At 35.4% G+C, this 25,323-nt stretch carries 28 protein-coding genes and 1 tRNA gene; 7 read left to right on the forward strand and 22 right to left on the reverse strand.

The window, feature by feature from the left end; all coding sequences use genetic code 11:
* Positions 1-205 precede the first annotated feature (205 nt).
* The 3 genes from CDZ92_RS06990 to acnA all read right to left on the reverse strand — a co-directional run bounded on the left by CDZ92_RS06990 (position 206) and on the right by acnA (position 4,217).
* Positions 206-727 (reverse strand): TlpA disulfide reductase family protein, encoded by a 522-nt coding sequence (locus tag CDZ92_RS06990; RefSeq protein WP_406564888.1) that lies wholly within the window; start codon positions 725-727, stop codon positions 206-208.
* Between the two features lie 6 nt (positions 728-733).
* On the reverse strand, positions 734-1,141 hold the full coding sequence (locus tag CDZ92_RS06995; protein ID WP_096154530.1) for a hypothetical protein: 408 nt from the start codon (positions 1,139-1,141) through the stop codon (positions 734-736).
* 370 nt (positions 1,142-1,511) lie between these two features.
* Positions 1,512-4,217 (reverse strand): aconitate hydratase AcnA, encoded by a 2,706-nt coding sequence (gene acnA / locus CDZ92_RS07000; protein WP_096154531.1) that lies wholly within the window; start codon positions 4,215-4,217, stop codon positions 1,512-1,514.
* A gap of 536 nt (positions 4,218-4,753) precedes the next feature.
* On the opposite strand from acnA, the gene sspO reads away from it, so the two are divergent.
* A complete protein-coding gene (gene sspO / locus CDZ92_RS07005) occupies positions 4,754-4,903 on the forward strand; it encodes a small acid-soluble spore protein O (protein ID WP_096154532.1) in 150 nt (49 codons plus the stop codon).
* A 48-nt stretch (positions 4,904-4,951) separates the two neighbouring features.
* Here sspO and CDZ92_RS07010 read toward each other — a convergent pair whose 3' ends face one another.
* Positions 4,952-5,218, reverse strand: a complete 267-nt coding sequence (locus tag CDZ92_RS07010) for a hypothetical protein (RefSeq protein ID WP_096154533.1) — start codon at positions 5,216-5,218, stop codon at positions 4,952-4,954.
* 131 nt (positions 5,219-5,349) lie between these two features.
* On the opposite strand from CDZ92_RS07010, the gene CDZ92_RS07015 reads away from it, so the two are divergent.
* On the forward strand, positions 5,350-5,493 hold the full coding sequence (locus CDZ92_RS07015) for a small acid-soluble spore protein P (RefSeq protein ID WP_096154534.1): 144 nt from the start codon (positions 5,350-5,352) through the stop codon (positions 5,491-5,493).
* A 29-nt stretch (positions 5,494-5,522) separates the two neighbouring features.
* Here the strand turns inward: CDZ92_RS07015 and selA are convergent, their stop codons facing one another.
* Both selA and CDZ92_RS20485 read right to left on the reverse strand, forming a co-directional pair.
* On the reverse strand, positions 5,523-6,926 hold the full coding sequence (gene selA, locus CDZ92_RS07020; protein ID WP_096154535.1) for an L-seryl-tRNA(Sec) selenium transferase: 1,404 nt from the start codon (positions 6,924-6,926) through the stop codon (positions 5,523-5,525).
* An 81-nt stretch (positions 6,927-7,007) separates the two neighbouring features.
* Positions 7,008-7,247, reverse strand: a complete 240-nt coding sequence (locus tag CDZ92_RS20485; protein WP_369679945.1) for an Rdx family protein — start codon at positions 7,245-7,247, stop codon at positions 7,008-7,010.
* Positions 7,248-7,419: 172 nt separating this feature from the next.
* On the opposite strand from CDZ92_RS20485, the gene selD reads away from it, so the two are divergent.
* Positions 7,420-8,487: a selenide, water dikinase SelD gene (selD, locus tag CDZ92_RS07030; protein WP_096154537.1), complete on the forward strand. Its 1,068-nt coding sequence runs from the start codon at positions 7,420-7,422 to the stop codon at positions 8,485-8,487.
* 155 nt (positions 8,488-8,642) lie between these two features.
* Here the strand turns inward: selD and selB are convergent, their stop codons facing one another.
* From selB to CDZ92_RS07045, 3 genes are all read right to left on the reverse strand, one after another.
* The gene (gene selB, locus CDZ92_RS07035; RefSeq protein ID WP_176483734.1) at positions 8,643-10,544 is read right to left on the reverse strand and encodes a selenocysteine-specific translation elongation factor; all 1,902 of its coding nucleotides are present in this window, start codon (positions 10,542-10,544) and stop codon (positions 8,643-8,645) included.
* Positions 10,537-10,773, reverse strand: coding sequence for a spore germination protein (locus CDZ92_RS07040; RefSeq protein ID WP_096154539.1), 237 nt, complete (start codon positions 10,771-10,773; stop codon positions 10,537-10,539). The genes selB and CDZ92_RS07040 overlap by 8 nt, the downstream gene beginning before the upstream one ends.
* A gap of 69 nt (positions 10,774-10,842) precedes the next feature.
* Entirely contained in the window at positions 10,843-11,328 is a 486-nt protein-coding gene (locus tag CDZ92_RS07045; protein WP_096154540.1) for a hypothetical protein, read from the reverse strand.
* A 117-nt stretch (positions 11,329-11,445) separates the two neighbouring features.
* Here CDZ92_RS07045 and CDZ92_RS19925 point away from each other — a divergent pair.
* Positions 11,446-11,542, forward strand: a tRNA-Sec gene (locus CDZ92_RS19925).
* Between the two features lie 51 nt (positions 11,543-11,593).
* Here CDZ92_RS19925 and CDZ92_RS07050 read toward each other — a convergent pair.
* On the reverse strand, positions 11,594-12,388 hold the full coding sequence (locus CDZ92_RS07050) for an ATP-binding protein (protein ID WP_096154541.1): 795 nt from the start codon (positions 12,386-12,388) through the stop codon (positions 11,594-11,596).
* Positions 12,389-12,580: 192 nt separating this feature from the next.
* Here CDZ92_RS07050 and CDZ92_RS07055 point away from each other — a divergent pair, with 192 nt between their 5' ends.
* A complete protein-coding gene (locus tag CDZ92_RS07055; RefSeq protein WP_096156942.1) occupies positions 12,581-13,006 on the forward strand; it encodes a DUF2621 family protein in 426 nt (141 codons plus the stop codon).
* A gap of 42 nt (positions 13,007-13,048) precedes the next feature.
* Here CDZ92_RS07055 and CDZ92_RS07060 read toward each other — a convergent pair whose 3' ends face one another.
* The 3 genes from CDZ92_RS07060 to CDZ92_RS07070 form a co-directional block, all read right to left on the reverse strand.
* A complete protein-coding gene (locus CDZ92_RS07060) occupies positions 13,049-13,552 on the reverse strand; it encodes a CcdC family protein (RefSeq protein WP_406564924.1) in 504 nt (167 codons plus the stop codon).
* 98 nt (positions 13,553-13,650) lie between these two features.
* Positions 13,651-14,010, reverse strand: a complete 360-nt coding sequence (locus tag CDZ92_RS07065) for a response regulator (protein WP_096154542.1) — start codon at positions 14,008-14,010, stop codon at positions 13,651-13,653.
* 102 nt (positions 14,011-14,112) lie between these two features.
* Positions 14,113-14,835, reverse strand: a complete 723-nt coding sequence (locus tag CDZ92_RS07070; RefSeq protein ID WP_096154543.1) for a cytochrome c biogenesis CcdA family protein — start codon at positions 14,833-14,835, stop codon at positions 14,113-14,115.
* 222 nt (positions 14,836-15,057) lie between these two features.
* On the opposite strand from CDZ92_RS07070, the gene CDZ92_RS07075 reads away from it, so the two are divergent.
* Positions 15,058-15,225, forward strand: coding sequence for an aspartyl-phosphate phosphatase Spo0E family protein (locus CDZ92_RS07075; protein WP_406564889.1), 168 nt, complete (start codon positions 15,058-15,060; stop codon positions 15,223-15,225).
* A gap of 309 nt (positions 15,226-15,534) precedes the next feature.
* Here CDZ92_RS07075 and CDZ92_RS07080 read toward each other — a convergent pair whose 3' ends face one another.
* From CDZ92_RS07080 to CDZ92_RS07110, 7 genes are all read right to left on the reverse strand, one after another.
* Positions 15,535-17,337: an ABC transporter ATP-binding protein gene (locus tag CDZ92_RS07080; RefSeq protein ID WP_096154544.1), complete on the reverse strand. Its 1,803-nt coding sequence runs from the start codon at positions 17,335-17,337 to the stop codon at positions 15,535-15,537.
* 4 nt (positions 17,338-17,341) lie between these two features.
* Positions 17,342-19,090, reverse strand: coding sequence for an ABC transporter transmembrane domain-containing protein (locus CDZ92_RS07085; protein ID WP_096154545.1), 1,749 nt, complete (start codon positions 19,088-19,090; stop codon positions 17,342-17,344).
* 169 nt (positions 19,091-19,259) lie between these two features.
* A complete protein-coding gene (locus tag CDZ92_RS07090; protein ID WP_096154546.1) occupies positions 19,260-19,478 on the reverse strand; it encodes a YneF family protein in 219 nt (72 codons plus the stop codon).
* A gap of 92 nt (positions 19,479-19,570) precedes the next feature.
* Complete coding sequence (gene sirA / locus CDZ92_RS07095; protein ID WP_096154547.1) at positions 19,571-20,008, reverse strand: sporulation inhibitor of replication protein SirA; 438 nt, start codon at positions 20,006-20,008, stop codon at positions 19,571-19,573.
* A gap of 162 nt (positions 20,009-20,170) precedes the next feature.
* Positions 20,171-22,171 (reverse strand): transketolase, encoded by a 2,001-nt coding sequence (gene tkt / locus CDZ92_RS07100; RefSeq protein WP_096154548.1) that lies wholly within the window; start codon positions 22,169-22,171, stop codon positions 20,171-20,173.
* Between the two features lie 67 nt (positions 22,172-22,238).
* Positions 22,239-22,469, reverse strand: a complete 231-nt coding sequence (locus tag CDZ92_RS07105) for a DUF896 domain-containing protein (RefSeq protein ID WP_096154549.1) — start codon at positions 22,467-22,469, stop codon at positions 22,239-22,241.
* Positions 22,470-22,510: 41 nt separating this feature from the next.
* A complete protein-coding gene (locus tag CDZ92_RS07110) occupies positions 22,511-23,182 on the reverse strand; it encodes a YneB family resolvase-like protein (protein ID WP_096154550.1) in 672 nt (223 codons plus the stop codon).
* A gap of 144 nt (positions 23,183-23,326) precedes the next feature.
* Here CDZ92_RS07110 and lexA point away from each other — a divergent pair, with 144 nt between their 5' ends.
* Positions 23,327-23,941: a transcriptional repressor LexA gene (lexA, locus tag CDZ92_RS07115; protein ID WP_096154551.1), complete on the forward strand. Its 615-nt coding sequence runs from the start codon at positions 23,327-23,329 to the stop codon at positions 23,939-23,941.
* 80 nt (positions 23,942-24,021) lie between these two features.
* Here lexA and CDZ92_RS07120 read toward each other — a convergent pair whose 3' ends face one another.
* Together CDZ92_RS07120 and CDZ92_RS07125 are read right to left on the reverse strand one after the other, a co-directional pair.
* On the reverse strand, positions 24,022-24,291 hold the full coding sequence (locus tag CDZ92_RS07120) for a hypothetical protein (protein ID WP_096154552.1): 270 nt from the start codon (positions 24,289-24,291) through the stop codon (positions 24,022-24,024).
* Between the two features lie 108 nt (positions 24,292-24,399).
* Entirely contained in the window at positions 24,400-25,026 is a 627-nt protein-coding gene (locus tag CDZ92_RS07125) for a hypothetical protein (protein ID WP_096154553.1), read from the reverse strand.
* Positions 25,027-25,323: the final 297 nt, after the last annotated feature.

The raw sequence follows: 25,323 nt of genomic DNA on the forward strand, positions 1-25,323 counted from the left end.
TTTTAGTCGTTCTATAGGTACTTTTTCCCTGTCTATCAATACTTTTCAATTCTATCGGTACTTTTTTTCACCTTATGGATAGTTTTACATCCGCTATCTGTACTTATTAATGTTTCTATGGGTACTTTTTTCGGCTCGCTGTACATGCAAATTTATACAGTGTTTAACCTATCTCAGAAAATGAAAAAACAACCGAGATGGTTGTTTAGTTCATTCTTTTGATTTGTTGTTCCATTGTTTGGTAGGTCATGGCTCCAATATGTTTGTTTCGGATAATACCTTCTGTGTCAATGAAGTATGTGGTCGGCATGGTTAATACTTGGTAATGTCTCCAAGTTCCTTTTTCGTCTAAAAGAATCGGAAAGGTGAAGCCACCTTCATCTACGAATTCGTTAACCTTCGCAATTGTATCTTGTTCTGTTAGATTTACCGCAAGTATTACTACATCATTATCTTTGTTATCTATATGGAAATCTTGCATCTCAGGCATTTCTGCCTTACAAGGTGGGCACCATGTTGCCCAAAAATTTAAAATGACTTTTTTTCCTTCATAGTCCGAGAGCCTAACAACCGTTCCATCTAATAATGGAAGTTCAAAATCCATTGCTTTATCTCCAACAGCAACTCCAACTTCTGCGCTTCGATCACTGCTTAACGTTTGAAAAACTGCAAATCCTGCAAGTCCGACTAAAAACAATATAGCAATTATCTTTTTCAACCTATTCACCCTTTATTAAAATAAATTCATTAAAATATAATACAGACTATAAGTGATACCTATTGTAGGTATCACTATTATACCTATTGTTTTATTATCTAATTTTGATTTATACCTAGCTAAAATATAAAAGAACAGGATACTTACTATACTAGCTAAATACATTCCATTTGTTCCACCAGTGAAATAAATTAACCCTAAAGGATTGGTCCAAATAATGGAAGGTCTAAAAAGAATGATACTAAATTTAAACACTAATATCCATAAAAGCAATGTCGATACTAAATGATCTTCCACTTTTTTTAACACTTCTTTTTGTTTAAAAAGCATTATTGTTATATATAAATATGCAACAAGGATAGCAAAAAGAAGGACAATCATATACTTCTGAATAACAATTGGTCCAATATGTATAGAATCCATTAACATTACCTCAAACTTTTATTTATATATTGTAATTAAAACATATCCAACATCTAAATCCCACCTTTTTGCCTGTGTCTATTTTTTAACAAAAAGGCTGTGTTAAAGTTCGCTGTTGATTTCCGTGCAAGGCTTCGCTTTCCGCGGGCGGTAAAAAGGAAGGTTATTTTCAACTGTCGTGAAAAAACCTACTCCTTGGCGCAAGAGCTATGGGGTCTCCCGCTCCACGCTTCTCCCGCAGGAGTCTCAGCCTTGCACGCAAATCAACAGGTAAAATAGTATTTAGTTTTCAATACTAATTTTTAACATAGCTAACAAAAAAAAAGCAAGCTAACTTTTTTAAGAAAGGTTAGCTTGCTTTATATGAATATTACGCTTTTAGTTTGTCACGTAATACCATTTGTAAAATACCACCATGACGGTAGTAGTCGATTTCTACTTCACTATCGAAACGAACAAGTGCTTCGAATTCTTTTTTGTTGCCTTCTTCATCAGTAGCTACTACTTTGATCATGTCGCGAGGTTTAACGGACTCATCAACGTGTACTTCAAAAGATTCTTTACCTGTTAAGCCTAAGATTTCAGCACTTTCGCCGTCTTTAAACTGTAAAGGAAGAACTCCCATGAGTACTAAGTTACTGCGGTGAATACGCTCAAAGCTTTCTGCGATAACTGTCTTAATACCTAATAGGTTCGTACCTTTAGCAGCCCAGTCACGAGAGCTTCCCATACCATAATCTTTACCAGCGATAACCATTAGACCAGTACCGTCTTGCTTATACTTCATACAAGCATCGTAAATAGACATAACTTCGTCTGTTGGCCAGTAAGTAGTCAATCCACCTTCAGTACCTGGAGCAATTTGGTTACGGATACGAATATTTGCAAACGTACCACGCATCATTACTTCATGGTTACCACGACGAGAACCATAAGAGTTGAAGTCACGAGGCTCCACTCCATTTGCTTGTAAGTAACGACCTGCTGGAGTATCTTTACCAATTGAACCAGCTGGAGAAATGTGGTCAGTTGTTACTGAATCAGCAAACTTACCAACTACGCGTAATCCAGATAATGGTTCAACTGTTCCTGCTTCAGCAGATAACCCTTCGAAGAATGGAGGGTTTTGAATGTAAGTAGAATCATCATCCCATGTATATAAAGCTTCGTCAGAAGTTTCAATCGCATTCCAACGCTCGTTATCATCAAATACTGTTTCGTACTCTTTACGGAATAGTTCTGGAGTAACAGTTGATTTAACAAGTGCCTTAACATCGTCCATAGCTGGCCAGATGTCTTTGAAGTAAACGTCTTGACCGTCTTTACCTTTTCCGATTACATCGCTTTGAAGGTCGATATCAACCGTACCAGCTAACGCGTAAGCAACAACTAGCGGTGGAGATGCTAAGTAGTTACCTTTCACTAGAGGGTGAATACGCCCTTCGAAGTTACGGTTACCAGAAAGTACAGATGTTACTAATAAATCGTTTGCAGCAATTGCTTCTTCGATTTCATCTGCTAATGGACCTGAGTTACCAATACAAGTTGCACAACCGTAACCAACGATGTTAAAACCTAATTGGTCTAAATATGGTTGTAAACCAGAATCGTTTAAGTAAGCTGTTACAACTTTTGAACCTGGAGCTAAAGAAGTCTTAACGAATGAAGGAACCTCAATTCCTAATTCAACAGCTTTTTTCGCTACTAAGCCAGCCGCGATTAAAACGTATGGGTTAGATGTATTTGTACAAGAAGTAATCGAAGCGATTGCGATAGAACCAGTTTTCATTGTAGTTTTTTCGCCTGAACCTAGTGTAACTTCTATTTCTTTATTAATATCAGTAGGTGTTAATCCATAACCTTGGTTTCCTTGTGGAGCAACAAGTGCATTGTGGAACGTTTCTTTCATCATAGAAAGAGGTACAAGGTCTTGAGGACGTTTAGGTCCAGAAAGGTTAGGTTCAATTTCACCTAAATCTATTTCTACAACATTTGTGTAGATTGGATTAGCTTCTTTTGTAAAGAATAATCCATTTGCTTTACAATATTCTTCTACCACTTTAATATGCTCTTCATCACGGCCAGTTAGACGTAAGTAGTCAAGTGCTTCTTCGTCTACAGGGAAGAATCCACAAGTTGCTCCATACTCTGGTGCCATGTTAGCAATAGTAGCACGATCTGCTAACGGAAGTTCTGGAACTCCTGGTCCGAAGAACTCTACGAATTTACCTACAACACCTTGCTTACGTAACACTTGCGTTACTTTTAATGCAAGGTCTGTTGCAGTTGTTCCATTTGGTAATGTTCCAGTAAGTTTTACACCTACAACTTCAGGTACTGGGAAGTAAGAAGGTTGACCTAACATTCCAGCCTCTGCTTCAATACCACCTACACCCCAACCAAGAACACCGATACCATTGATCATTGTAGTATGAGAGTCAGTACCTACAAGTGTATCTGGGAAAGCAACTAATTCGCCGTCTTGTTCAACAGAATGAACAACATTAGCTAAAAACTCTAAGTTAACTTGGTGAACGATACCAGTTGCTGGTGGAACCGCACGATAGTTATCAAATGATTTCTTAGCCCAGCTTAGGAAATTATAACGCTCAGCGTTACGTTCGAATTCTAAATTCATGTTAAAGTCTAAAGAATCAGCCGTACCTGCTTTATCAATTTGTACAGAGTGGTCGATAACTAAATCAACTGGAATCTCTGGGTTAATTTTGTCAGGGTTTCCACCTAAGTCTGCCATTGCTTTACGTAAAGAAGCTAAGTCAACTACAGCTGGAACTCCTGTGAAGTCTTGTAAAATAACACGAGATGGTTTGAAAGGTACATCAATGTCCTTTTGTTCATCTGTGCCCCATTTTGCTAAATTTTCAACGTGCTCTTTCGTAATAACACGCCCGTCTACTTGACGTAAAACGGATTCAAGTAACACTTTAATAGAGTATGGTAAACGAGATACGTTACCGATATTTGCTTCTTCAAGTGCTTTTAAGCTGTAATACGTATACGTTTTACCATTAACATCGAAGGAAGCTCTTGCGTTAAAAACGTCTTGTTTCGTCATTATGTAACCCCCTGCTCATAGTTTAGTAGGAATATGCATCATCATATTTATTATGACAAAATAATACAATTATTGCTAATACCCGATTGCTTCTCCCACCTTAAATTGCTTACGTGTTTATATTAATACATCATGTATCATAAGTAAATATCAATAAAGTTATTAAATTACATAAGTTACACTTATATTTCGGATAATTTAACTTATACATCATTCCCCTTAAAAAGCGCATCCTAATCTTACTTCCGTTAATTTGTCGGAAGTAATGGCTATGTTAAAAAAAGTGTTGATTTTGATAAATGTCTAGCTGTTGATTGGAGCGCATGTCGTAGACTCTTCGAAAATGCATATGCATTTCCTTCGTGCGATGCATCGCTTGGAAGCCTTCCTTGTCCTGCGGGAGAAGCGGGGAGCGGGAAGACCCCACAGGCGAAGCCGAGGAGGCTCCCGGCCCGCCCGCGGAAAGCGGAGACATGCGCGGAAATCAACAGCGATGTTACACACAGCCAAAAAAGAATTTAGGGAGGCATTATATTATGGGTAAAAGAAAAGCAAACCACGTGATTGAAGGAATGAATGCAGCAAAAGCGCAAGGAAAAGGAACAGGTTATAACGAAGAATTTTCAAACGAACCTTTAACAGAAGCTCAAAAGCAGAACAATAAAAAACGTAAAAAGAACCAGTAAGGAATCATAACGAAGGCCAACACCTTTTAGATGTTGGCCTTCTGCTGTTTATTCAGTTACATCATAATCAGCATTTTGGATCATAGAAGTTAAATCTTGTTGAAATTGTTGAAGTTGAGGGCGTTGCGTCTCAGAAGCAACTTCAAGCGCATTTTGTATTTGATTTAAAGCTTCATCTACTTCATTTTGCAATCTTTTTAAATGCTGACCATAATCAGGGTCATTTTTTACAATTTGACTGTACACATCTCGTGCTTGCTCTGTTCCTTGTTGCGCCGCTTGGAAAGCTTGTTGTTTATCTTTATGATAAGGCATGATGATGTCTCCTTTTTTGTAATAAAATTTGCTCTTCATATCGTAACCAAAAAAGGAAAAACTATGCTCTTTTATCTAGAATATTTAACCTAACAAATCCTCAAACTAACATTGTAAAAGGAGGGTGGTATATGAATAAGAATGACGGAAAAGATATGAGAAAAAATGCTCCTAAAGGTAACAATCCTGGACAACCTGAACCTTTAAGTGGTTCACATAAAGTGAAAAACCGTAACCATACAAGGCAAAAATCAAAATCAAATCACGATATGTAATTTACATTTGTAAGGCGAGGTCATTTCCACTACAATTCTTCGCCTAATACATGCATTAACGCTGAACAAACTTCATTCACTTCCTCTTCTGTTATCGTACGAAAATCGACAATAATCCGATTGTCTTTTTGTCTTACAACAACAGAAGGGGTACCAAAACGAAGGCGTTCTACCACACTATTTACAGATATAGTTTCGGGTGGTGTTATTTTTAATATCGTTGTTGGTAAATTCACTTCCGGCATTGTTCCCCCACCTATATACGACACATCTTCACAAAGTTGTAATGAAAACGCTGGAAGTAGTTTTTCTAATTCATTCTTTGCATATTCTGTTTTTTGATGTATGTGTTCAATTGGTTGTAAAATGTCACGAATCGTTGGTATTTCTTTTTCTTCATCAGTAAAATAAGCCATCAATGTCCCTTCTAGAGCAGCAATACTCATCTTATCTACCCGTAACACTCTTGCTAATTGATGTTTCTTCAACAAGTCTATGTAGTTTTTCTTTCCGACAATTATTCCTGCTTGTGGACCACCTAATAGCTTATCTCCAGAGAAAGATACAAGATCTACACCTTGTGCTGTAACTTCTTTTACAACTGGCTCTTCCCCAATTCCTTTGCCCATTAAATCGACTAAAACTCCACTACCAAGGTCTTCGTATATGACTACATCTTCTTTTATCATCTTTAGAGCTACGAGCTCATTAGTTCCTACTGTTTTAGTAAAACCTATTGTTTTAAAATTGCTTGTATGCACTTTTAAAATCATGGCAGTATTTTCATTTAGTGCATGTTCATAATCATATAAATGCGTTTTGTTTGTTGTACCGACCTCAACTAGTTTTGCTCCGCTTTCTTCCATGATGGAAGAAATGCGAAACGAACCGCCAATCTCCACAAGTTGCCCTCTTGATACAATTACTTCTTTTTCTTTCGCTAATGCTTTTAAGATTAAGTAAACAGCAGCCGCATTATTATTTACAACCATAGCCGCTTCAGAACCTGTTAGTTCTGTTAGCATACTTTCTAAAATATCGTGACGGGACCCTCTTTTTCCTGTTGAGTTGTTAAACTCCAAATTGGAATACCCTTTTGCCACTTCTAAAACACGTTCTATTGCCTTGTCACTTAGGCGAGCTCTTCCTAAATTGGTATGTAATATGGTACCAGTACCATTAATTACTTTTCGTAAATAAAATTCTTTTCTTCGCTCGCATTTAGTTTCTAGACGGTGCCAAATTTCATTTTCCAAATCGACAGTCGCTTTCTCTTCAGTAGATAGTATTTCTTGTCTTATTTCGTTAACAGCTTTTCTAAGTAAATTAGTTAATAATTCTTCTGAGAATGAGTATTTTTCTATAAATGTATTGAACTGTTTATTTTTTTGTAATTCATGTATAGCAGGAATTAAACGTAAATTTTGCTTCATTTATCCTCACCTTGTCCACTCGAGTTTCATCTATAATTTTCATTATAACAAAAAAGAGAAGAGACTAGTCTCCTCCCTTTGCTACTTAACTTCCATTTGCGTAATGATTTCTTCAGCTTTAGGAAAAACGCCTGTTTCAAGTTTTGAGTAAATCTTTGTGTCGTTAACGATTACTTCAAACGCTCCTCCCGAACTTGGGACTAATTCAAGTGAAGTAATATTGTGTCTGAAATGACTAAACAACTGTTCCGCGAAACTCGCGGCTTTTGGTGCGTAGTTTCACTGCATGCAAAATTCAACAGAAACTTTATAAGAAGTCATAATAATATCCTCCTAAAATTTTTTTCGTATTAGCCTTTTCTTTTGAAGGCTTGTACACATTTTAGTACAAATAGTAGTTTTTCGCAAAAGTTTGAATTTTATCACGGGTTTAAGTTGGAAATGAAGGTACCTCTCTTATATACTATTCATAAGCATAAGTGAGGTGAGCGCAATGAGTGAACAAGAAAAAGTGAAATTAACTTCTTTATCATCAAAAGCTGGCTGAGGATGTAAGCTTGGTCCGAGTGACCTCACGCAAGTTTTGCGTGGTTTACCTTCCAATTTACATGATGATAATGTTTTAGTAGGATATGAAACGTCAGATGATGCAGGTGTTTACAGAATCTCTGATGAGCTTGCGATTATCCAAACAGTTGATTATTTTACACCTATAGTAGATGATCCATATATGTTTGGGCAAATCGCTGCTGCAAATGCATTAAGCGATGTATATGCAATGGGTGGAGAGCCTAAAACAGCATTAAATATTGTTGGCTATCCTATAAAGAAGTTAGGACCTGAAATATTAAACAAAATATTAGCTGGTGCTTACGACAAAGTGAAAGAAGCAGGAGCCGTCATTATCGGTGGGCACTCCATTGATGATCAAGAACCAAAATTCGGCTTAAGTGTAACGGGTTTTGCTCATCCAGCTAAGCTTTGGAAAAATAAAGGGGCAGCTCCTGGTGATGTTTTAGTCTTAACAAAGCCTATTGGGGTTGGTATTATTACTACCGGAATAAAACGAAACAAAGTGAGCGAAAACCAGATGAATGAAGTTACAAGTATCATGGCTACTCTTAACAAAACTGCTGCCGAACATTTGAAAGAGTATTCTCCATCTGCCGTAACAGATGTGACAGGTTTTGGTTTACTTGGTCACACCAAAGAAATGGCAGAAGGTAGCAATGTAAGTATACATATTAATATAGATCAAGTACCTATCCTTGGTGGAACTAAACTTTTAGCTGACGAAGGAATCATCCCTGGAGGAACGAAAGCGAATTGGGAATGGCTTCAGGATTTTATTTTCTATGAAAGTACATTAACCATTACCGATCAGCTTATCTTATGTGATGCCATTACATCTGGAGGGTTACTAATTAGTATGAATAAAACTGCCGCAAAAGAGTATGTAGATATACTTCAAAAAGCAGGTAATATGTATGCTTCCATAATCGGCGAGGTTAAAGAGTCTACTGCAAAAATGATATATGTGAGTTCGTTTCATAAAGTATGATTAGTACACGAAAAACGAATCATAAGACTCTATGCCCCTTGTGAAAACACATAAAATACGAACGATATGTACTTATATAAGATAAATAATTTGTTTTTCACTAAACGAACCGTAATTATGAAATTGATTAATGTATACAAAAACAGCACAGAGCATTAACTTGTTCCGTGCTGCTTATTTTTTATCCACGTACGTGTACTATCATTTCGCTCTGTGTATGTTAATCTATCTAAAAGTTCTAAGTACGGAATAACATATTTTCTTGAAAGGTCTAGGATAGCTTTCGCTTCATTCACAGTGAAATTATCACCCGTTTTATCCATAAGTAAATCTAGAGATTTATCGATGGACAATTTTAAAATAATATGCTTATTATCTAATTCATATCCGATCTTTTGATGAAGTAGATAATATTTGTAATCCATTGCAATGCTTTCTGGAATTCCAGCTTCTTTTACATATGAATCATATGTGTCTACTCTGATTCCATCTCTTTCTAACCCTTTATAAACTTGCATTAAACGTTTTTCCCATTTTGGAGGTAAGCTAGGACGAAATCCAGTTAAAGCAATAATTGTTCCAACTTTTTGAATCATACCGTTTGTAAATAACTTCTCGAATAAATAATGAAATAAATCTTGGGATAAACTTTTTTGAAACAGAGATGTTAATTCCGCTTTTTGAATTCCTTCTTTCAAAGGATTATTCAAATGAAAATTGGACAACTCATACTTTAATTCTATTGTTTTTTTGTTAACCATTTCATTTGTTGTATATATAGTTGGAGTTATTTTAATTAAATCTCCGCTCACGACTTGTTGATAAATCTCATCTTCTCCTAGACCAACTTTTTGTGTCAATTTTTCTAATGTAATAGTTGATTCGGACCCCATATTTTCTTTTACACGTTCAGGTATTGTGCCCTCTTTCATTCTTTCTAGTTTATGTATAGTTTCATTACCGAATTTATACTTATCACCATTAGGATTAATGATCCATCCTCCACCTATTGTTTCGGAAGGAGACGGCCTACGTATGATTAACTTGTCCCCTCTTTTTGCGACAACTTCTTCTTCTAATCTTACTTGACAAATTACTTCATCATTCGTTCTTGTTAAAGTATTCCTATCAAAGAAAACTATTTTCCCATCTACTTCTCTAGTGCCAATATATACTCTTATTGGTGATCTTTGCTTTAAATCTAATTTTAGTGAAGGGACAAACTGGAGAGATACATCTAATACAGTAGATGCCTTGTAATCTCCTTTATGTGAAAGTACGTCGCCTCTTCGTACAAGTTCAGTTGATAAATTGGGCAAGTTTATGGCAACTCGTTGTCCGGCAACGGCAACACTTTCCCGAGTGTTATGTACTTGCAATTGTCTAACTTTCGTTTCAATTTTTGCTGGAAGTATTTCTATCGTATCACCTTCTGAAACGGCCCCTTCTACAATGGTTCCTCTTACAATTGTTCCTTGCCCTTTCAACGTAAATACTTGGTCGATTGGCAATCGAAAGTTACCGCTTGTATCTTTTTCTTTTATTTTTTGAAGAGTAGTAGCAATCGTTTCTGTTAGATCATCCAATCCTTCTCCATTATTATTGTTTACATAATGTACTTTCGCCCGCTGGAAAATTGTACCTTCTAATTCTTCCAAAATTTCTTCTTTTACTAGCTGCAAGAATTCTTTTTCGACTTTGTCTATTTTAGTAATAGCAATAATTCCTTTTGGTACTTCTAAAAACTTTAAAATTTGTAAATGTTCTCTCGTTTGTGGCATAACTCCTTCGTCGGCCGCTACAACTAGAATAACTAAGTCAATACCTGATACCCCGGCTATCATTTGTCTAATAAAACGTTCATGTCCAGGTACATCAATAATGGAAACCGTCCCCAGCTCTTTAAGGGCTAATGGAGCAAATCCAAGTTCAATTGAGATTTGCCGATCTTTTTCTTCTTTCAATCTATCTGTATCAATGCCTGTTAATTTTTTCACTAAGCTTGTCTTACCATGGTCGATATGCCCAGCAATACCAACCGTATATTGTTTATCCACTATTCGCTTCCCCTCCAGAACTTTGAATCTCCCATCTTCCTCTTTTTTTACAACAGACGTTTACTTTGCTTACTTTTGTATTGGTTGTCACGTAATCTCCACTATTAGCACTACCAGAACCTGTAATCGCTTTTTCAACAGACGCAGGTGACGCGTTAAAAATATTTCCGAAATTAACGATACCTCCTGAAACACTCTCAATTGTTACATTGTGTATAAAACATCCCATAGTAATTCACCCCTTCACATCGCTTTCTATACGATATGTACAACTTGGTTTGCCTGTATAGGTGAATCACTAGTCACGCTTATAAAATTGCCTTAAGTGCTTATTCCATTTTTCCACATTTAGCTTCTCACCTTTATTTTCTTGCAAATAGTCTTTTTTCCACTGACGCTTTTTTTGTTCCACATTATTGGCAAAAATACTACTTTCGTTTAACTTTTTAGCTTGAATAAGTTCTTTTGAAGGCTTGGCTTTAAGCTTTGTAACATTTCGAAAAAGGATGAGATTTAAGACAAATAATCCTATTACGATTGACAAGAACCAGTGTAATACAAGGGTTAAGAGAAAGATTAATAAAATTGTTGCTGAGACTTTACCTAATAGCTTTCTACTTTTCTTATTTTGTATATTTAATATATTTTCTTCTTTGTCGTATTTATCAGATAGGGTTATATACTCTTTCTCATAATCACAGTACACACAGTAAGACACTATTTCGTTTTTATTGTTTAGTTTTTCTACTAATTGTTTTTTATGTTTAATACAATATAAATCCAATGATTTTTCACTCCGTATAAATTCTAATATTGCTATTATACCAATTTAGAACCTAGTATAAAAATCAAATCCCTTGAAGTATGATGAATTATACTTTAAAATAGGTTCAGATAACTTGGGGCTGATTACGAAGCTGGTGCTCGTCTTAGTCTTCAAAACTACTTGTGAGGCGCGTGTCGTCTCAGGTGGGTTCGATTCCCACGCAGTCCCGCCAACTTTTTACATACAAAACACCCTACTCTTTTTAAAAGAATAGGGCGCTTTTTTATTCTTTGTACATTGTTAAATCTTGTGTACGGTAACTCTCTGGAATACTAATAGAAATTAGTTGATCTTGCTTCATTTTATTTTTTATACGATCGGCAATACGTTCTCCGTATCTTTTCGTTAAGTCTGCTGGGTGTATGTTAGAAGTAAAGATCACACTTTTCCCTTGTCTTCTGTTTAAAATGGAATATAGTGTTTGGTCTACCCATTCACTGATCCTTTCTACACCTAAATCATCTAGAATAAGTACATCCGCTTCTGATACAGCTTTCATAAACTTACTCTCTGAATATCCTGCATCATTATCCCATGAGGCAACGATTGTATCCATTAACTTGGGAACATCAAAAAACATAACCGTAAAACCGCTATTTGTTAAAACTTTATATAATCCAACTGCTAAATGCGTTTTTCCTCTACCAGTTCTTCCGAAATAATATAAGTTTTCTTTTCCAGTAAAACGATCTATATAATCAATCGTTCTTTCAAGCGCTTCTGCTTGACTTTCGTATTCAATTTTAAAGTTTTCAAATGTAGCGGATCCTAACTCTTCAGGTATAATACAAAACTGTTCAAAGAAACGGTGTTTTCTTCTTTTTTCTGCTTCCATCGTCTCTTTTGCAAGACGGCAATCACATTCGTTCTCCATTACTTGCCATTGTCCTTTATTTTCTCCACCAATTATTTGCATTTTTACTCTTCTTACTTCTCTATTACATTTTGGGCATACGTGTGATGACAAAACTTCCATATTTCCCATATTTCCTATAAGTGCTCCAATTTTCCTCATCATGTATCCCTCCTTAAATTTTATGAATCGATTTAATAGTGCAAGTCGTATAGTTTTATGTATAATAGTATAATGTAAAATAGTTTAATAAGAAAGTAAGACACTTGTCTCTATTTCTTAAGTTACCATACTATACTATTCACATACTACATAGTAGTTTTAGATAAGAAGTTTGTTCGGAGGTAATTCTGTATGATGTTATCCGGTTTTTTTATGTGGTTTATCCTTTTTTGGGTAGTAACAATGATTGGTCTTTTAACAATCGGTGGATTTTTCATGTTCCGCAAGTTTTTAAAACGACTTCCGAAAGAAGATGGGAAGTCAGAACTAGATTGGCAAGATTTTTATTTACAAAAAACACGCCATTTATGGCCTGAAGAGTTAAAACTTTTACTAGAAGAACTAGTAAATCCTGTTCCTGAATTGTTTAGAGATATAGCTAGACAAAAAATAGCAGGTAAAATTGGCGAACTAGCATACAACGAAAAAGCGGAAAAAATAACAAAAGAACATGTAGTAAGAGGTTACATTCTTGCTACACCAAAGCGGGATCACAAGTTCCTTCTAAAGAAATTAAAAGAACAACAAATCGATGTGAAACCCTATCAACATCTATTTTAAAGATAAGTAAAAGTAAAAGGTCTATCCAATGTGATAGACCTTTTACACTTTAACCGTATTTTTAAAATCTGGATCTGATAAATGAGTGGCTAATTTTTTATATTGCATATACATCGCAATTCGCCACGGCACAATCATACCAAATGCTAATAGCCAAAACATTCCCGTTAATTCTCCAAAATCAATATGCGTACTTAGGACAAGCTTCAATACGATTCGGATAGCTAATAAACCTAACAATATGAAGGCAAAAGCTTTCGATCTCTTTAGAAAAATATCTTGACCTTTTATTTCAAATTTTGACGTTTTTACTAAAAAGATAGAAAATATAGCCCCTACTGCTAACGCTTCTATTACTTGTAGCCAAGAAACTTGAAATTGCGGGACTAAAAACATCAATGCTCCCGTACTCATAAAGATTGGTGGAAGTATTATTTTTCTAGCTGTTGCAGGTTTCTTTGCAGCTTTCATTCTAATAAAAATTACGGCCAAAGCCATAATGACCGCTGCTATCGTACTTAATACAGTTGTTGTTACCATCACCATCATCCTCAATTCATTTGCTCCCTATTATTATACCTAAATTAAGCAAAATTAAAAATACCATTTAAGTAAATGACTCAAATGGTATTTTAATGTAATTTTTAATTTAACACTCTCTCAACTGCCTCTAATACCCTGCTTTCATCAAAAGGTTTTACGATAAAATCTTTTGCACCAGCTTCTATTGCTTCTACTATTAATTTTTGTTGTCCCATTGCCGAACACATGATAATTTTTGCATGTGGATATTCTTTTACAATCTCTTTTACTGCATCAATACCATTCATTTCTGGCATTGTTATATCCATCGTAACAAGATCAGGTGCCAACTCACGATAAAGTTCGATCGCTTCTTTACCATTTTGTCCTTCTCCGACAACATTGTGGTTGGCGTTGTTAAATATACTAGACAAAGTAACTCTCATAAATTTCGCGTCATCCACCACTAATATGTTAGCCACGTAGAAGTCCCTCCTCACATAGTTCCAATAAAAGAAATATTTTCTAATCATAACTTTATCTCTTTTTATACTAGTAAGCAATAAAAAAGTGTATAAGTTTTGTTAAAACCCTGTAAATCCGCCCGTTAGACGTGAGAACACTTCAATGATTTTTGTCATTAAATCAAAGAAAAGTAGAATTCCTACAGCAATCATTAAGGACCCACCAATCTTCATTATTTTAGCATAGTTACTCTTAACCCAGCCCATTCTGCCGATAAAGAAACTTAATATAAAGAAAGGAATAGAGAATCCAAGTGCATATGCAACCATATAGATCATAGCAGAATTAGGATTCGTTGCGGCTAGACCAATAACTGCACCTAAAATTGGCCCCGAACATGGTGTCCATCCAGCAGCAAACGCTAAACCAATCACTGTACTCCCGAAGTATCCAGAAGGACGATTTTTAAAGGCTAGCTTTTTATCTTGCATTAAAAACTTCGGCTGAAATACTCCTAAAATGACAAATCCAAAAAAGATAATTAGTATGGCTCCTAATTGCCTTAATAAATCTTGATACTTAATAAAAAATCCACCGATAAAAGTAGTACTAAATCCTATTGCAATAAAAATAATACAGAATCCTAAAAGGAAAAACAGAGTATGTAATATACTTCGTCTTTGCATCATTCCTTTTTCAGATTTTAATTCTCCCACTGACATTCCCGTAATATATGAAAGAAACGCCGGATAAATTGGTAGTGTACAAGGCGAAATAAACGATAAAAATCCTGCACCAAACGCAAGGAAAACATTTAAATCCGTAAAAACCTCTCCAGTCACGCAAAAACCACTCCTTTACATTCATACTTCTCAATATAATATTTATACTATTATTATCATAACAAAAGAAGTAGTGCGATACATACTAACAAGTCTATTAAAACTATGACGAAATAATGACATTATAAAAAAAGGTGATTTCCAACATTTTTCCTTTGAATTAATTACCATTACTATGTATAATTATCATACATAATGATTGATGAGAGAGAGGCATTTACTTTGACAACTATTACAAAACAAGACATTCTAAAACTCATCGAAAACAAACGAACGGAACTATTAGAAATAGTTGCCAAAACTGGCTTATCCTCCTCCAAAACGTTACAAATAAGCCAAGAACTAGACACTCTAATGAACAAATATAATGAAATGAATTTCTCTAATTAATAGAATAAATCTAAAAATGAAAAGACATTGAAAGACTGAATACGAGATCAAAATGTATACAAAGTGCCGGTGGTGTGGACGACTCCTCGAAAATGCTTCCGCATTTTCTTCGTGCGATGTTTTGCTCCCGTAGCCTTCCTTGTCCTGCGGGATAGGGTAGGCTGGTGAGACCCCGCAGAGCCAAAGGGCTCGAGGAGGCTCACTGCCTCCCCTGCGGAAAGCGTCCACACCACCGGCACGGCTTATTAATAACAATATTACTAACAAAGGGGCCGTTCAGAAAATTCTTTCTGGACAGCCCTTTTTCTTTTAATTATTAGTTACAACATCTTCTAACTTATTTGCCGTTCCGTTTTGTAGTAGATACATTTTTTGATACAAGCCTTCTTGACTTATTAATTCTTGATGTGTGCCTCTTTCTACAATTTCTCCTTGATGAAGCACAAATATTTGGTCTGCATCTTGGATTGTAGACAATCGATGTGCAATGGCAATTGTGGTTCTACCTTTTCTCATTTTTTCTAGCGCAACTTGAATTGCTTCTTCTGTTTCTGTATCAATATTTGCAGTAGCTTCGTCTAGCACGAGAATTTTCGGTTTTGTGGCAATTGTTCTTGCAAATGCAACAAGCTGTCTTTGCCCACTCGAGAAAGTTGACCCGCGTTCTACCACTAACTGTTCATACTTATCTGGCAATCTCTCAATAAAATGATTTGCTTGAACAAACTCCGCTGCTTCCACAATTTCTTCATCCGTAATTTCTTCATTATGCAGTCGAATGTTATGATTAATTGTTCCATAGAAAAGAAACGGATCTTGAAGTACTAACCCCATTTTTTTACGAAGTTCATCATCTTTATACTCTTTAATGGATACACCATCTATTAATATATCGCCTTTTTCAATGGCATAAAACCTCATGAGTAAATTAATAATCGAGCTTTTTCCACTACCTGTATGACCAACTAGAGCAATTGTTTCTCCTTGTTTTGCCGTGAAAGAAATATTTTTCAACACATCTCTTGATCCATCATACGAGAATGTAACATTTCTAAATTCAATTTCCCCTTTAGATACCATATGACTATTATTACTTTGAGCAACCGGCGCTAACTCTTTTTCATCTAATAAAGTAAACACACGAGATGCAGAAACGATTGCCTGTTGGTACATAGAAAGTCTCATCATCATTTGATTGACAGGTTCGAAAAATCTTCCTAAATAGTTAACAAACGCATATAAAACCCCTATTTCGATTTCACTACCTAAAGAAGCTATTCCAAAATAACTTAAAACTAGTATTAAGGAGAACACATAAACTAGATCGATGGCTGGGCGAAGTAACAATCCATCTAATTTTATATTTTTCATTCCGGCTTTATAGTGAGCATCATTAATGTCACTAAATTCTTTTCGTAATCGGCGTTCCTGTCTAAACACTTGAATGATCGACATACCCTGTAAACTTTCATTTAACTTAGCATTTAATTGACTTAATCTTTCCCTCATATCTGCATAAAAACGAGAGCTAAAGTGGCGGTATGTTGCCATAATCCCAAAGATAATAGGGATAATTAGTAAACAAAATAGTGCTAACTGTACGTTTAAAAGGAACATAGCAATAAAGATACCGACTAAGAAGACACCATTTTGCACAAAAGTAGAGATAACACTTACAAACATATCTTTTATTGCTTCAGTATCATTCGTAACTCTCGACACAATACTTCCACCAGGAGTTTTATCGAAAAACTTTAATCCAAGCTTTTGAACTTTGGAGAAAACATCAATACGTAAATCTTGAATAATTTTCAAAGAAATCTCTTGAAACTTTAAAAGTTGAAAATAAGTTAATATAGTTTTTACGATTAGTATCCCTACATAAAGTGCTGCGAGGGTTGTAATAGGTCCCATTTCAAATGAGTTAGGTGTTAAATAATCATCAATAAATACTTTAACTAAATATGGGCCAATTATCTCACCGATTGTTGCGAAGATGAGTAGAATAAACGCAAAAATAAATTCTTTTTTATACTTTCCTGCATAGGATAATAACCTTTTTAATACGGTTCTTTGTTCTTTTGCTGTGATTGTTTGTGTTTGAATATTCATCTATTTACCCTCCATGCTCTACAAGGGATTCCAGCTGCTGACGGTGATACATTTCTCTATACCAGCCTTCTTCTTCCATTAACTCTTCATGTGTACCTTTTTGTACAATTGTTCCACTCTCCATGACAATGATAATATTGGCATGTTGAATAGCACTTAATCGATGAGAAGTAATAATGGTTGTTTTCCCTTGTCGGTTTTCTTTTAGGGCATGTAATATGTTTTCTTCCGTCTTCGCATCTACTGCTGAGAGAGAATCATCTAGTATTAATATTTCAGGATCCATAATTAACGAACGAGCAATGGAAATTCGTTGCTTTTGACCACCTGATAATGAAACTCCTCTTTCACCAACAACGGTGTCATACCCGTGTGTGAATTGGATAATATCATCATGAATGTTTGCTAGTTTTGCAGCATGTACTATATCTTCAAATGAAGCTTCTGGACATGAGAATGCAATGTTGTCCGCAATCGTCGCTGAAAATAAGAAATGATCTTGAGGAACGTATCCGATTGCTTTTCGTAAATACTCAATTTGATATTCGTTAATGGAACGATGTCCTATGGAAATCGAGCCATGTGAAAGGTCAAATTCACGAATTAACAATTTTAATAGACTTGTTTTCCCGCTACCAGTCTTTCCAACAACCCCAAGTGTCCCACCTTGTGGTAAGGAGAAAGTTATATCTCTTAGAACACTTTCAGCTTCTGTTGGATACGTAAATTCTTTAATGTTATATGTTACATCTCCACTAGGGACTGTAGCTATAGCTTCTGACTTGTCTTGAATATCTACTTCTTCTTTTAGAAGGTTCGTTACACGATCATATGATGCACGTCCACGTTCTACAATATTAAACAACCAGCCAAATGCAAGCATTGGCCAAATTAGCAAGCCAAGGTAAGTAGTAAATGCAATTAACTGACCTATCGATAGCTCTCCTTGTACAACATAATACCCACCAAAAGAGACGGCAAGAAAGAATGAAACACCAACAATAAACCCAATTGTAGGGTCAAATAAAGAATCAATTTTAGCGACTGTTACATTTTTCTTCACAACATCTTCTGATTGCTTTTCAAATTCTTGAATATCTTCTTTTTCTTGACCAAACGTTTTAATCACTTTTATTCCATTAACACTTTCTTGAACTTTATCATTTAAAGAAGAAAAAGCCGCTTGAGCTTTATGGAATGTTTTGTGTAATAACGTCCCATAATAGTTTGTGGAAAGAGCCATAAATGGCATCGGAATTAAACAAATTAACGTTAATTTCCAACTTATTGTCGTTGCCATTGCAATTAAAACAAAACCACCAGTCATTAGGGAGTCCACTAATGTTAGTACTCCAGCACCTGCTGTTTGTTGAACTGCCTGCAAATCATTAGTAGAATGGGCCATTAAATCCCCGACTCTTTTCTTCTGATAAAACCTAGGAGACATTTTAGTGAAATGTTCGTATAGTTGGTTTCTTAATAACCTTCCTAGACGAACAGAGGCACCAAAAATCATGATTCTCCATAAATAGCGCAGTATATATACGATGATTGCAGTTACGAGTAAGACGACCATCAATTGCAAAATTAACTCCCTCGTTAATTCCCCATTTGCAATATAGTCCACTGTTCTTCCTACAATAAAAGGAGGTACTAATTCAAGCATTGCAACAAATGCAAGTAAGATTACTCCAGGTATGTACGCTTTTTTTTCTTGTTTAAAGAACCACCAAAGATCTTTAAATATACTCATTGACTATCCCCCAGCTGTCTCTTTTCTTTTTTTAACTTTTTCAGTTTAGCAAATTTTCTAATTTTTAGGAAGAGTTTTATGATTGAAATGAAGGAATGCGTAGTAAAATTAATTGGAATTTCCTAAACAATAGAAAAAGCACCCATAACAATGAGTGCTTGTCTCTTTATTATTTCATTTGGTTGTTCATTGCTTTCATCATTTGTGTGATTTTTTTCTGAGAAGGTTTCATTCCCATTTGCATCATCATCACTTTTAACATTTGTTCGTTAATTGGTGGATTTTTCTTTAAGTAGCTCATCATGTATTTACGAGCGATGAAAAATCCTAGTGCAACTCCTGCTAGAAGAGCTACTACTATTAATGAAATCGCGAGCCATAGTTCCATCTTACTATTTCCTCCTTAAAACGTATCTACTAATGTAGTTTACTAAACCAAAGGTAATTATACAACATTCTCTTTTAATTTTCTTCTAAATATTATACAAATTTCCTTTGTTTGATAGGAAAAAGCCACCCAAACCTCTCCGCTTTTAAATCAATAGCAAGGTAAAAAGGATTTTCTTTTCTTAATATTTCAAAGAAAATCGTTTCCGCCTCAAAAGAACCAGTTGCCGTTAACTCTATAAAATTTTCAAAAATAGAAATACTAGCAGCAGATCTACTATTCGGCAACCAAATAGAATGCTTGTACATGTGTCCTTCATAATCTTTTCTATTTTTTAAAGTAGACTCCATAACTTTCTGAATCTTAAAAGTAGGAATTGTTTGTGTAATAAAGTCGATTTGCTTCGTTATTATTGGCTTCAGTCTTTTATTTTGATCAAACTCTTGAAAAAGTTGATATATCTTAACTTCTTTTCCGTAATATTGTTTCGCTACTTCTTCTTCTATTAAATAGATATGATAATGTCGCATAGAACTCCTCCTACCACGAACTCTTATCTTCTATTATAGAAATATCTAGTAACGACGTTTGTCATTTCGTGGTAAAGATATATTCTATTTTTGTCGAATAGGAAAATCTACATATAAACATGAAAAAAACCGCCATTCAATCGATTGACGGTTTTTCTACTATTATAATAACTTTTTCACTTTTGCTACTACATTTTCAACTGTAAATCCGTATTCTTCCATGATTTTATTACCAGGAGCAGAAGCACCAAATGTATGAATACCAATGATGTCTCCCTCATCTCCCGTATATCTTTCCCAACCTAATGGATTTGCCATTTCAATAGCAAGACGTTTTTTAACCGTTTTTGGTAGAACGGATTGCTTATACTCATCCGTTTGCTTCTCAAAGCGATCCCATGAAGGCATACTTACAACAGAAACATCAATACCTTCTGTTGATAAAGCTTTTTGGGCTTCTACTGCTAACCCTACTTCAGAACCAGTAGCTAAAATTAGCGCATCAGGTGTTTCTTTTTCACCTTTAGAAATAACGTACGCTCCTTTATTTACCCCTTCATATGCAGTTTCTGCAGTACCTTTAATAGTAGGTAAGTTTTGGCGTGTTAACACTAATGTTGTAGGTGTTTTTTCTGATTGCATTGCTATCTTCCAAGCTGCTGCTGTTTCATTACCATCCGCTGGTCGTATGACACATAAGTTGGGCATACAACGTAAGGATGGTAGTTGCTCAATTGGCTCATGTGTTGGCCCATCTTCCCCAACAGCAATACTGTCATGAGTAAACACAAATGTTACTGGCAGGTTTTGAAGTGCTGCTAAACGAATTGCCGGACGTAAGTAATCAGAGAATACAAAGAATGTACCACCGAATACTTTCACACCACCGTGAAGAGCCATACCGTTCATTGCTGCACCCATTGCAAATTCACGCACACCAAACCATATGTTACGACCGCTATAATCTTCAGGTGTGAAGTCTTTATCACCTTTAATCATTGTATTGTTAGAACCAGCTAAGTCAGCAGATCCACCAATTATTTGGCGAGTATTTTGAGCTATTGCATTTAAAACTTCTCCAGATGAAGCACGGGATGCAAGACTCTTACCTTCGTCATAGACAGGAATATCTTTATCCCAACCTTCCGGTAATTTCCCTTCCATCGCTAATTGTAATTGCTCTCCTAATTCAGGAAATTTTGATTTATACTCATTGAACATCGCAGACCATTTTTCTTCTACTTGTTGACCTTTTTCCGTTACAGACTTTTTGAAATTCGTATATACCTCTTCTGGTACATGGAAGTCATTTTCATAAGCCCATTTGTAGTATTCTCTAGTTAAATGAATTTCATCTTTTCCTAATGGCTTACCGTGAACATCTGATTTACCAGACATATTTGGTGATCCGTATCCAATAACCGTCTTTACTTCAATTAATGTAGGGCGATTTAGATCTGTCTGTGCTTCTGCAACAGCTGCGGAAATTTCTTCAATGTTATTTCCATCTTCTACACGAGCGTATTGCCATCCGTAAGCTTTAAATCTCCCTTCTACACTTTCTGAGAAAGAACGATCTAAGTCACCATCTAAAGAAATGTCATTCGAATCATATAGTACAACAAGACGACCTAATTTTAGGTGCGCTGCTAATGATGCTGCCTCAGCAGAAACACCTTCCATTAAATCTCCATCTCCACAAATACTGTATGTAAAATGATCGACAACATTGAATCCATCTTTATTATATGTATCTGCTAAATGTCTTTCTGCCATTGCCATACCTACAGCCATAGCGATACCTTGACCAAGTGGGCCAGTTGTCGCATCAACCCCAGCTGTATGTCCAAATTCGGGGTGACCTGGTGTTTTACTCCCCCATTGGCGGAAGTCTTTTATATCTTCCATTGATAAGTCATAACCACTTAAATGCAATAAGCTATATAAAAGCATAGATCCGTGACCTGCTGATAAAACAAATCTGTCACGGTTAAACCAAGTAGGGTTTTTGGGGTTGTGGTTCATAAATTTTGTAAATAACGTATATCCCATTGGTGCTGCGCCCATCGGCATACCTGGGTGTCCTGAATTTGCTTTTTCGATTGCATCAATAGAAAGATTACGTATAGTATTAATGGATAATTGATCAATATTTGTTGTCATTTATTTCAACTCCTATATATTTTCAGAACTACTGTTTAGTATGTTCCATTTTTCAAGAAAACAGTTGTTAATGTAGTCGTTTATTTTGTTCATCTTTTAGTTTTTTCGGTGTAACATCATTTCCGTTTGGATCAACCACTTTAACAGAATGAAGGGTATTTACCATGGATGAACGAAATGTTTTTATGTATTCTTCTCTTAGATTTTTTTGTTCTTGTGCTTCTGCATCTGTTAAACCTACCGACTTGGATTTATTTGATAGGGCATTAATGCGGGCAATTTTTTCTTTTGAAAGCATGGAGGTACTCCTTTTCATACTAAGAATATGCATTTATCTTACTAAAGCGTATCATTTTTTACAAGTGAAGACTCCTTTTCCTTCATATATTCTATGTACCTTCTGTGAACAGTTGCTTTGGAAACATTGAATCCAAGACCCCTTAATGTGGCAGCAATTTCAGCAAACGTTAATTTATTGCTTCGAAGTCTAACAATCTCTTCTACAGGTATTTCTGTTCTTTCTCGCCCAGGGCTTTTATCAATATTTTTCAAGTTCTCCAAAGGATTATACCCTTCTTTTATTGCTTTTTTCATTCCTCTTTTAATTTTCAAGTTGTGAAGCTTTCGTTGGTATTCTTCTACTATTGATACAATATCTAATACCATTGAATCCGATTCAGATAAAGTTAATTTTCCACTATCAACAATAGAGTATATATGTACATTATGTTTATTAAGTAAATGCAATAATGCTATTTTAGCTTTTCCTCTGCCAAGTCGTGTCTCGTCTTGTACAAGTAATACATCTATTTTTTCTTTCGCTAAAAAGTCCATTAGTTGAAAAATACCATCTCTATCAATTTCATACCCACTTGCTTGTTCTTCAATAACATGAACTACGTTAATTTTATAATTTTGTGCCAATGTAGTTAATTCTTCCTTTTGACGAATTAACGATGTTTCTTGTGTATCTTTTTTTGTACTAACTCTACAATAAATAATCCCTCTCACGATAATCACCAACCACTTTTTATTAAATCATTATGAGTAGAACGTATATTCTTGTCAAGTAGATGTTCGAACTTATGTTTGTATTTTGTTCTTCTACATGGTATAATATTCATAATAATACGAGAGAAAACGAGGTGCATACTTATGAAACTATCAAAAAGACAGCAAGATATTTTAGATTTCATTAAGAGCGAAGTACAAGTAAAAGGCTATCCACCTTCCGTTCGAGAAATCGGTGAAGCTGTTGGCCTCGCTTCTAGTTCAACTGTACACGGTCATTTAGCTCGACTTGAAAGCAAAGGGTTAATTAGACGTGATCCAACCAAACCAAGAGCAATTGAGGTTATAAGCTTCGAACAAGATATTCCAAAAATAAATGTAGTACAAGTTCCTATAATCGGAAAAGTAACTGCTGGACAACCTATTACTGCTGTAGAAAATATAGAAGATTATTTTCCACTACCAGAACGCTACGTTTCACCTGACGAACTAGTGTTTATGTTAGAAGTCATGGGCGACAGTATGATCGAAGCAGGAATTCTTGATGGAGACTTAGTAATCGTTCGCCAACAACAATCGGCAAATAATGGTGATATTGTGGTTGCAATGACAGAAGAAGACGAAGCTACTGTAAAACGTTTTTTTAAAGAGCGAGATTATATTCGTTTACAACCTGAAAATTCTTCTTTAGAACCTATCATTGTTAGAAATGTAACTATTCTAGGAAAAGTTATTGGCGTTTATAGAAACGTCCATTAATACATCAGCCTGCATAGCAGGCTTTTTTACTTTAATACAAAGGAAAAGCCTCTAACACTCGTTGTTAGAGGCTACTTTTATTACTGCATTTTCTTATTGTAATATTTAACGGAGTACATAGCTCCTTCACTTACCATGTTGTTATCAGCAAAGTCATCCGGATGTGGATTGCCTGCTTTCTTTAAGGGGAAAGTTGTCTTCTTATACTTTAATGGTAACAATTTATTTCTTAAGAAAGTTGTATAGTTAGCTACTCTTGTTCTAGCTTTTTCACTAGACAAAATACCAATACTCGTTGCTCCTAATCCGACTCCTATTGCAATGATTGATTTTACTGGCTTCATTTTCATATTCGTCGCCTCCCTATACCTTTCTATACTATATACCCCCTACTAAAAATGTTAAACATAAAAAGCTATCCAACAGTTAAAATTGGACAGCTTTTTACATAGATTCTATTAAAAGTTTGCACGAACTCTAATTTCTTCACCAATTGTATCTTTGTTTTCATTTTGCACAGCTGGGATTTTTATTTCTACCCATTCTACTTCACTAGCACTTGTATCTAAGAAGAAAAACAAAGAACCTTTCTTCTCTTCTTTTCCGTCAAGCGTATCACCAAACTCATTACTAAAAATTGGGTTTGCGTTTTCAATTACTTGTCCATCGCTTGTCTCAATCGACATATTATCTACTAGAAATAATAGCTTCTCATCAGATAAATTATTAACGATAAGGTCTACTTGGATATATTCAATTGCTTCTTCGCCTACATATTCAGCAAATTCGCCTTCAAGTTCTCCACTCATTGCAGCTACTTGATAAAATTCTACTTCTACATCTCCTGTCTTAGCAGATTCCACATTACCATTTCTTGCATGGATGATAAATGTACCACCATCTGTAATGATTGGCTCACCTATAGGAGTTACCCAATCACCATCCTCTTCTTCTGTGTCACTTTTGTTTTCATCAGAGATATCCGGCTTCTCATTATCTGTTGCTTTCTCGTTATTGTCATTCGAACATGCAACTGTCATTGCAGCTAACATACTAATAATGAATAGTAAGAACCATTTTTTCATAGTTAAGTAATCCCCTTTTTCGTATATATAAATCTGATTATACATTATTTTGAGATAATTTGTAGAATTAAGATGAAATTCACATGAAATTTTAATGTAGAATAATCAACTCTCTTAATTGCCGCTGTTGCTTTCCGTGCAAGGCTCCGCTTTCCGCGGGCGGGTCGGGAGCCTCCTCGACGCATAGCGTCTGTGGAGGCTCCCGTCTCCCGCTTCTCCCGCTGGAGTCTGCACCTTGCACGGAAAGCAACAGCTAGGATTTTCTATATTCATTAGTAAACTTTAATATATTTTGAA

The organism is Bacillus sp. FJAT-45066 (assembly GCF_002335755.1).
GTDB classification, from domain to species: Bacteria; Bacillota; Bacilli; order Bacillales; family Bacillaceae_I; genus Bacillus_CD; species Bacillus_CD alkalisoli.

Excerpts from the sequence above, each read along its gene's own strand:
- CDZ92_RS07120 (WP_096154552.1), bottom strand. The coding sequence starts at position 24,291 with ATGAAAATGAAGCCAGTAAAATCAATCATTGCAATAGGAGTCGGATTA.
- CDZ92_RS07085 (WP_096154545.1), bottom strand. The coding sequence starts at position 19,090 with ATGAGTATATTTAAAGATCTTTGGTGGTTCTTTAAACAAGAAAAAAAA.
- CDZ92_RS07125 (WP_096154553.1), bottom strand. The coding sequence starts at position 25,026 with ATGAAAAAATGGTTCTTACTATTCATTATTAGTATGTTAGCTGCAATG.
- CDZ92_RS06995 (WP_096154530.1), bottom strand. The coding sequence starts at position 1,141 with ATGGATTCTATACATATTGGACCAATTGTTATTCAGAAGTATATGATT.
- CDZ92_RS07050 (WP_096154541.1), bottom strand. The coding sequence starts at position 12,388 with ATGATGAGGAAAATTGGAGCACTTATAGGAAATATGGGAAATATGGAA.
- CDZ92_RS07010 (WP_096154533.1), bottom strand. The coding sequence starts at position 5,218 with ATGCCTTATCATAAAGATAAACAACAAGCTTTCCAAGCGGCGCAACAA.
- CDZ92_RS07060 (WP_406564924.1), bottom strand. The coding sequence starts at position 13,552 with ATGGTGATGGTAACAACAACTGTATTAAGTACGATAGCAGCGGTCATT.
- CDZ92_RS07015 (WP_096154534.1), top strand. The coding sequence starts at position 5,350 with ATGAATAAGAATGACGGAAAAGATATGAGAAAAAATGCTCCTAAAGGT.
- selA (WP_096154535.1), bottom strand. The coding sequence starts at position 6,926 with ATGAAGCAAAATTTACGTTTAATTCCTGCTATACATGAATTACAAAAA.
- tkt (WP_096154548.1), bottom strand. The coding sequence starts at position 22,171 with ATGACAACAAATATTGATCAATTATCCATTAATACTATACGTAATCTT.
- sspO (WP_096154532.1), top strand. The coding sequence starts at position 4,754 with ATGGGTAAAAGAAAAGCAAACCACGTGATTGAAGGAATGAATGCAGCA.
- CDZ92_RS07055 (WP_096156942.1), top strand. The coding sequence starts at position 12,581 with ATGTTATCCGGTTTTTTTATGTGGTTTATCCTTTTTTGGGTAGTAACA.
- lexA (WP_096154551.1), top strand. The coding sequence starts at position 23,327 with ATGAAACTATCAAAAAGACAGCAAGATATTTTAGATTTCATTAAGAGC.
- CDZ92_RS07090 (WP_096154546.1), bottom strand. The coding sequence starts at position 19,478 with ATGGAACTATGGCTCGCGATTTCATTAATAGTAGTAGCTCTTCTAGCA.
- acnA (WP_096154531.1), bottom strand. The coding sequence starts at position 4,217 with ATGACGAAACAAGACGTTTTTAACGCAAGAGCTTCCTTCGATGTTAAT.
- sirA (WP_096154547.1), bottom strand. The coding sequence starts at position 20,008 with ATGCGACATTATCATATCTATTTAATAGAAGAAGAAGTAGCGAAACAA.
- CDZ92_RS07105 (WP_096154549.1), bottom strand. The coding sequence starts at position 22,469 with ATGCTTTCAAAAGAAAAAATTGCCCGCATTAATGCCCTATCAAATAAA.
- CDZ92_RS07080 (WP_096154544.1), bottom strand. The coding sequence starts at position 17,337 with ATGAATATTCAAACACAAACAATCACAGCAAAAGAACAAAGAACCGTA.
- CDZ92_RS07040 (WP_096154539.1), bottom strand. The coding sequence starts at position 10,773 with ATGGGATGTTTTATACACAATGTAACAATTGAGAGTGTTTCAGGAGGT.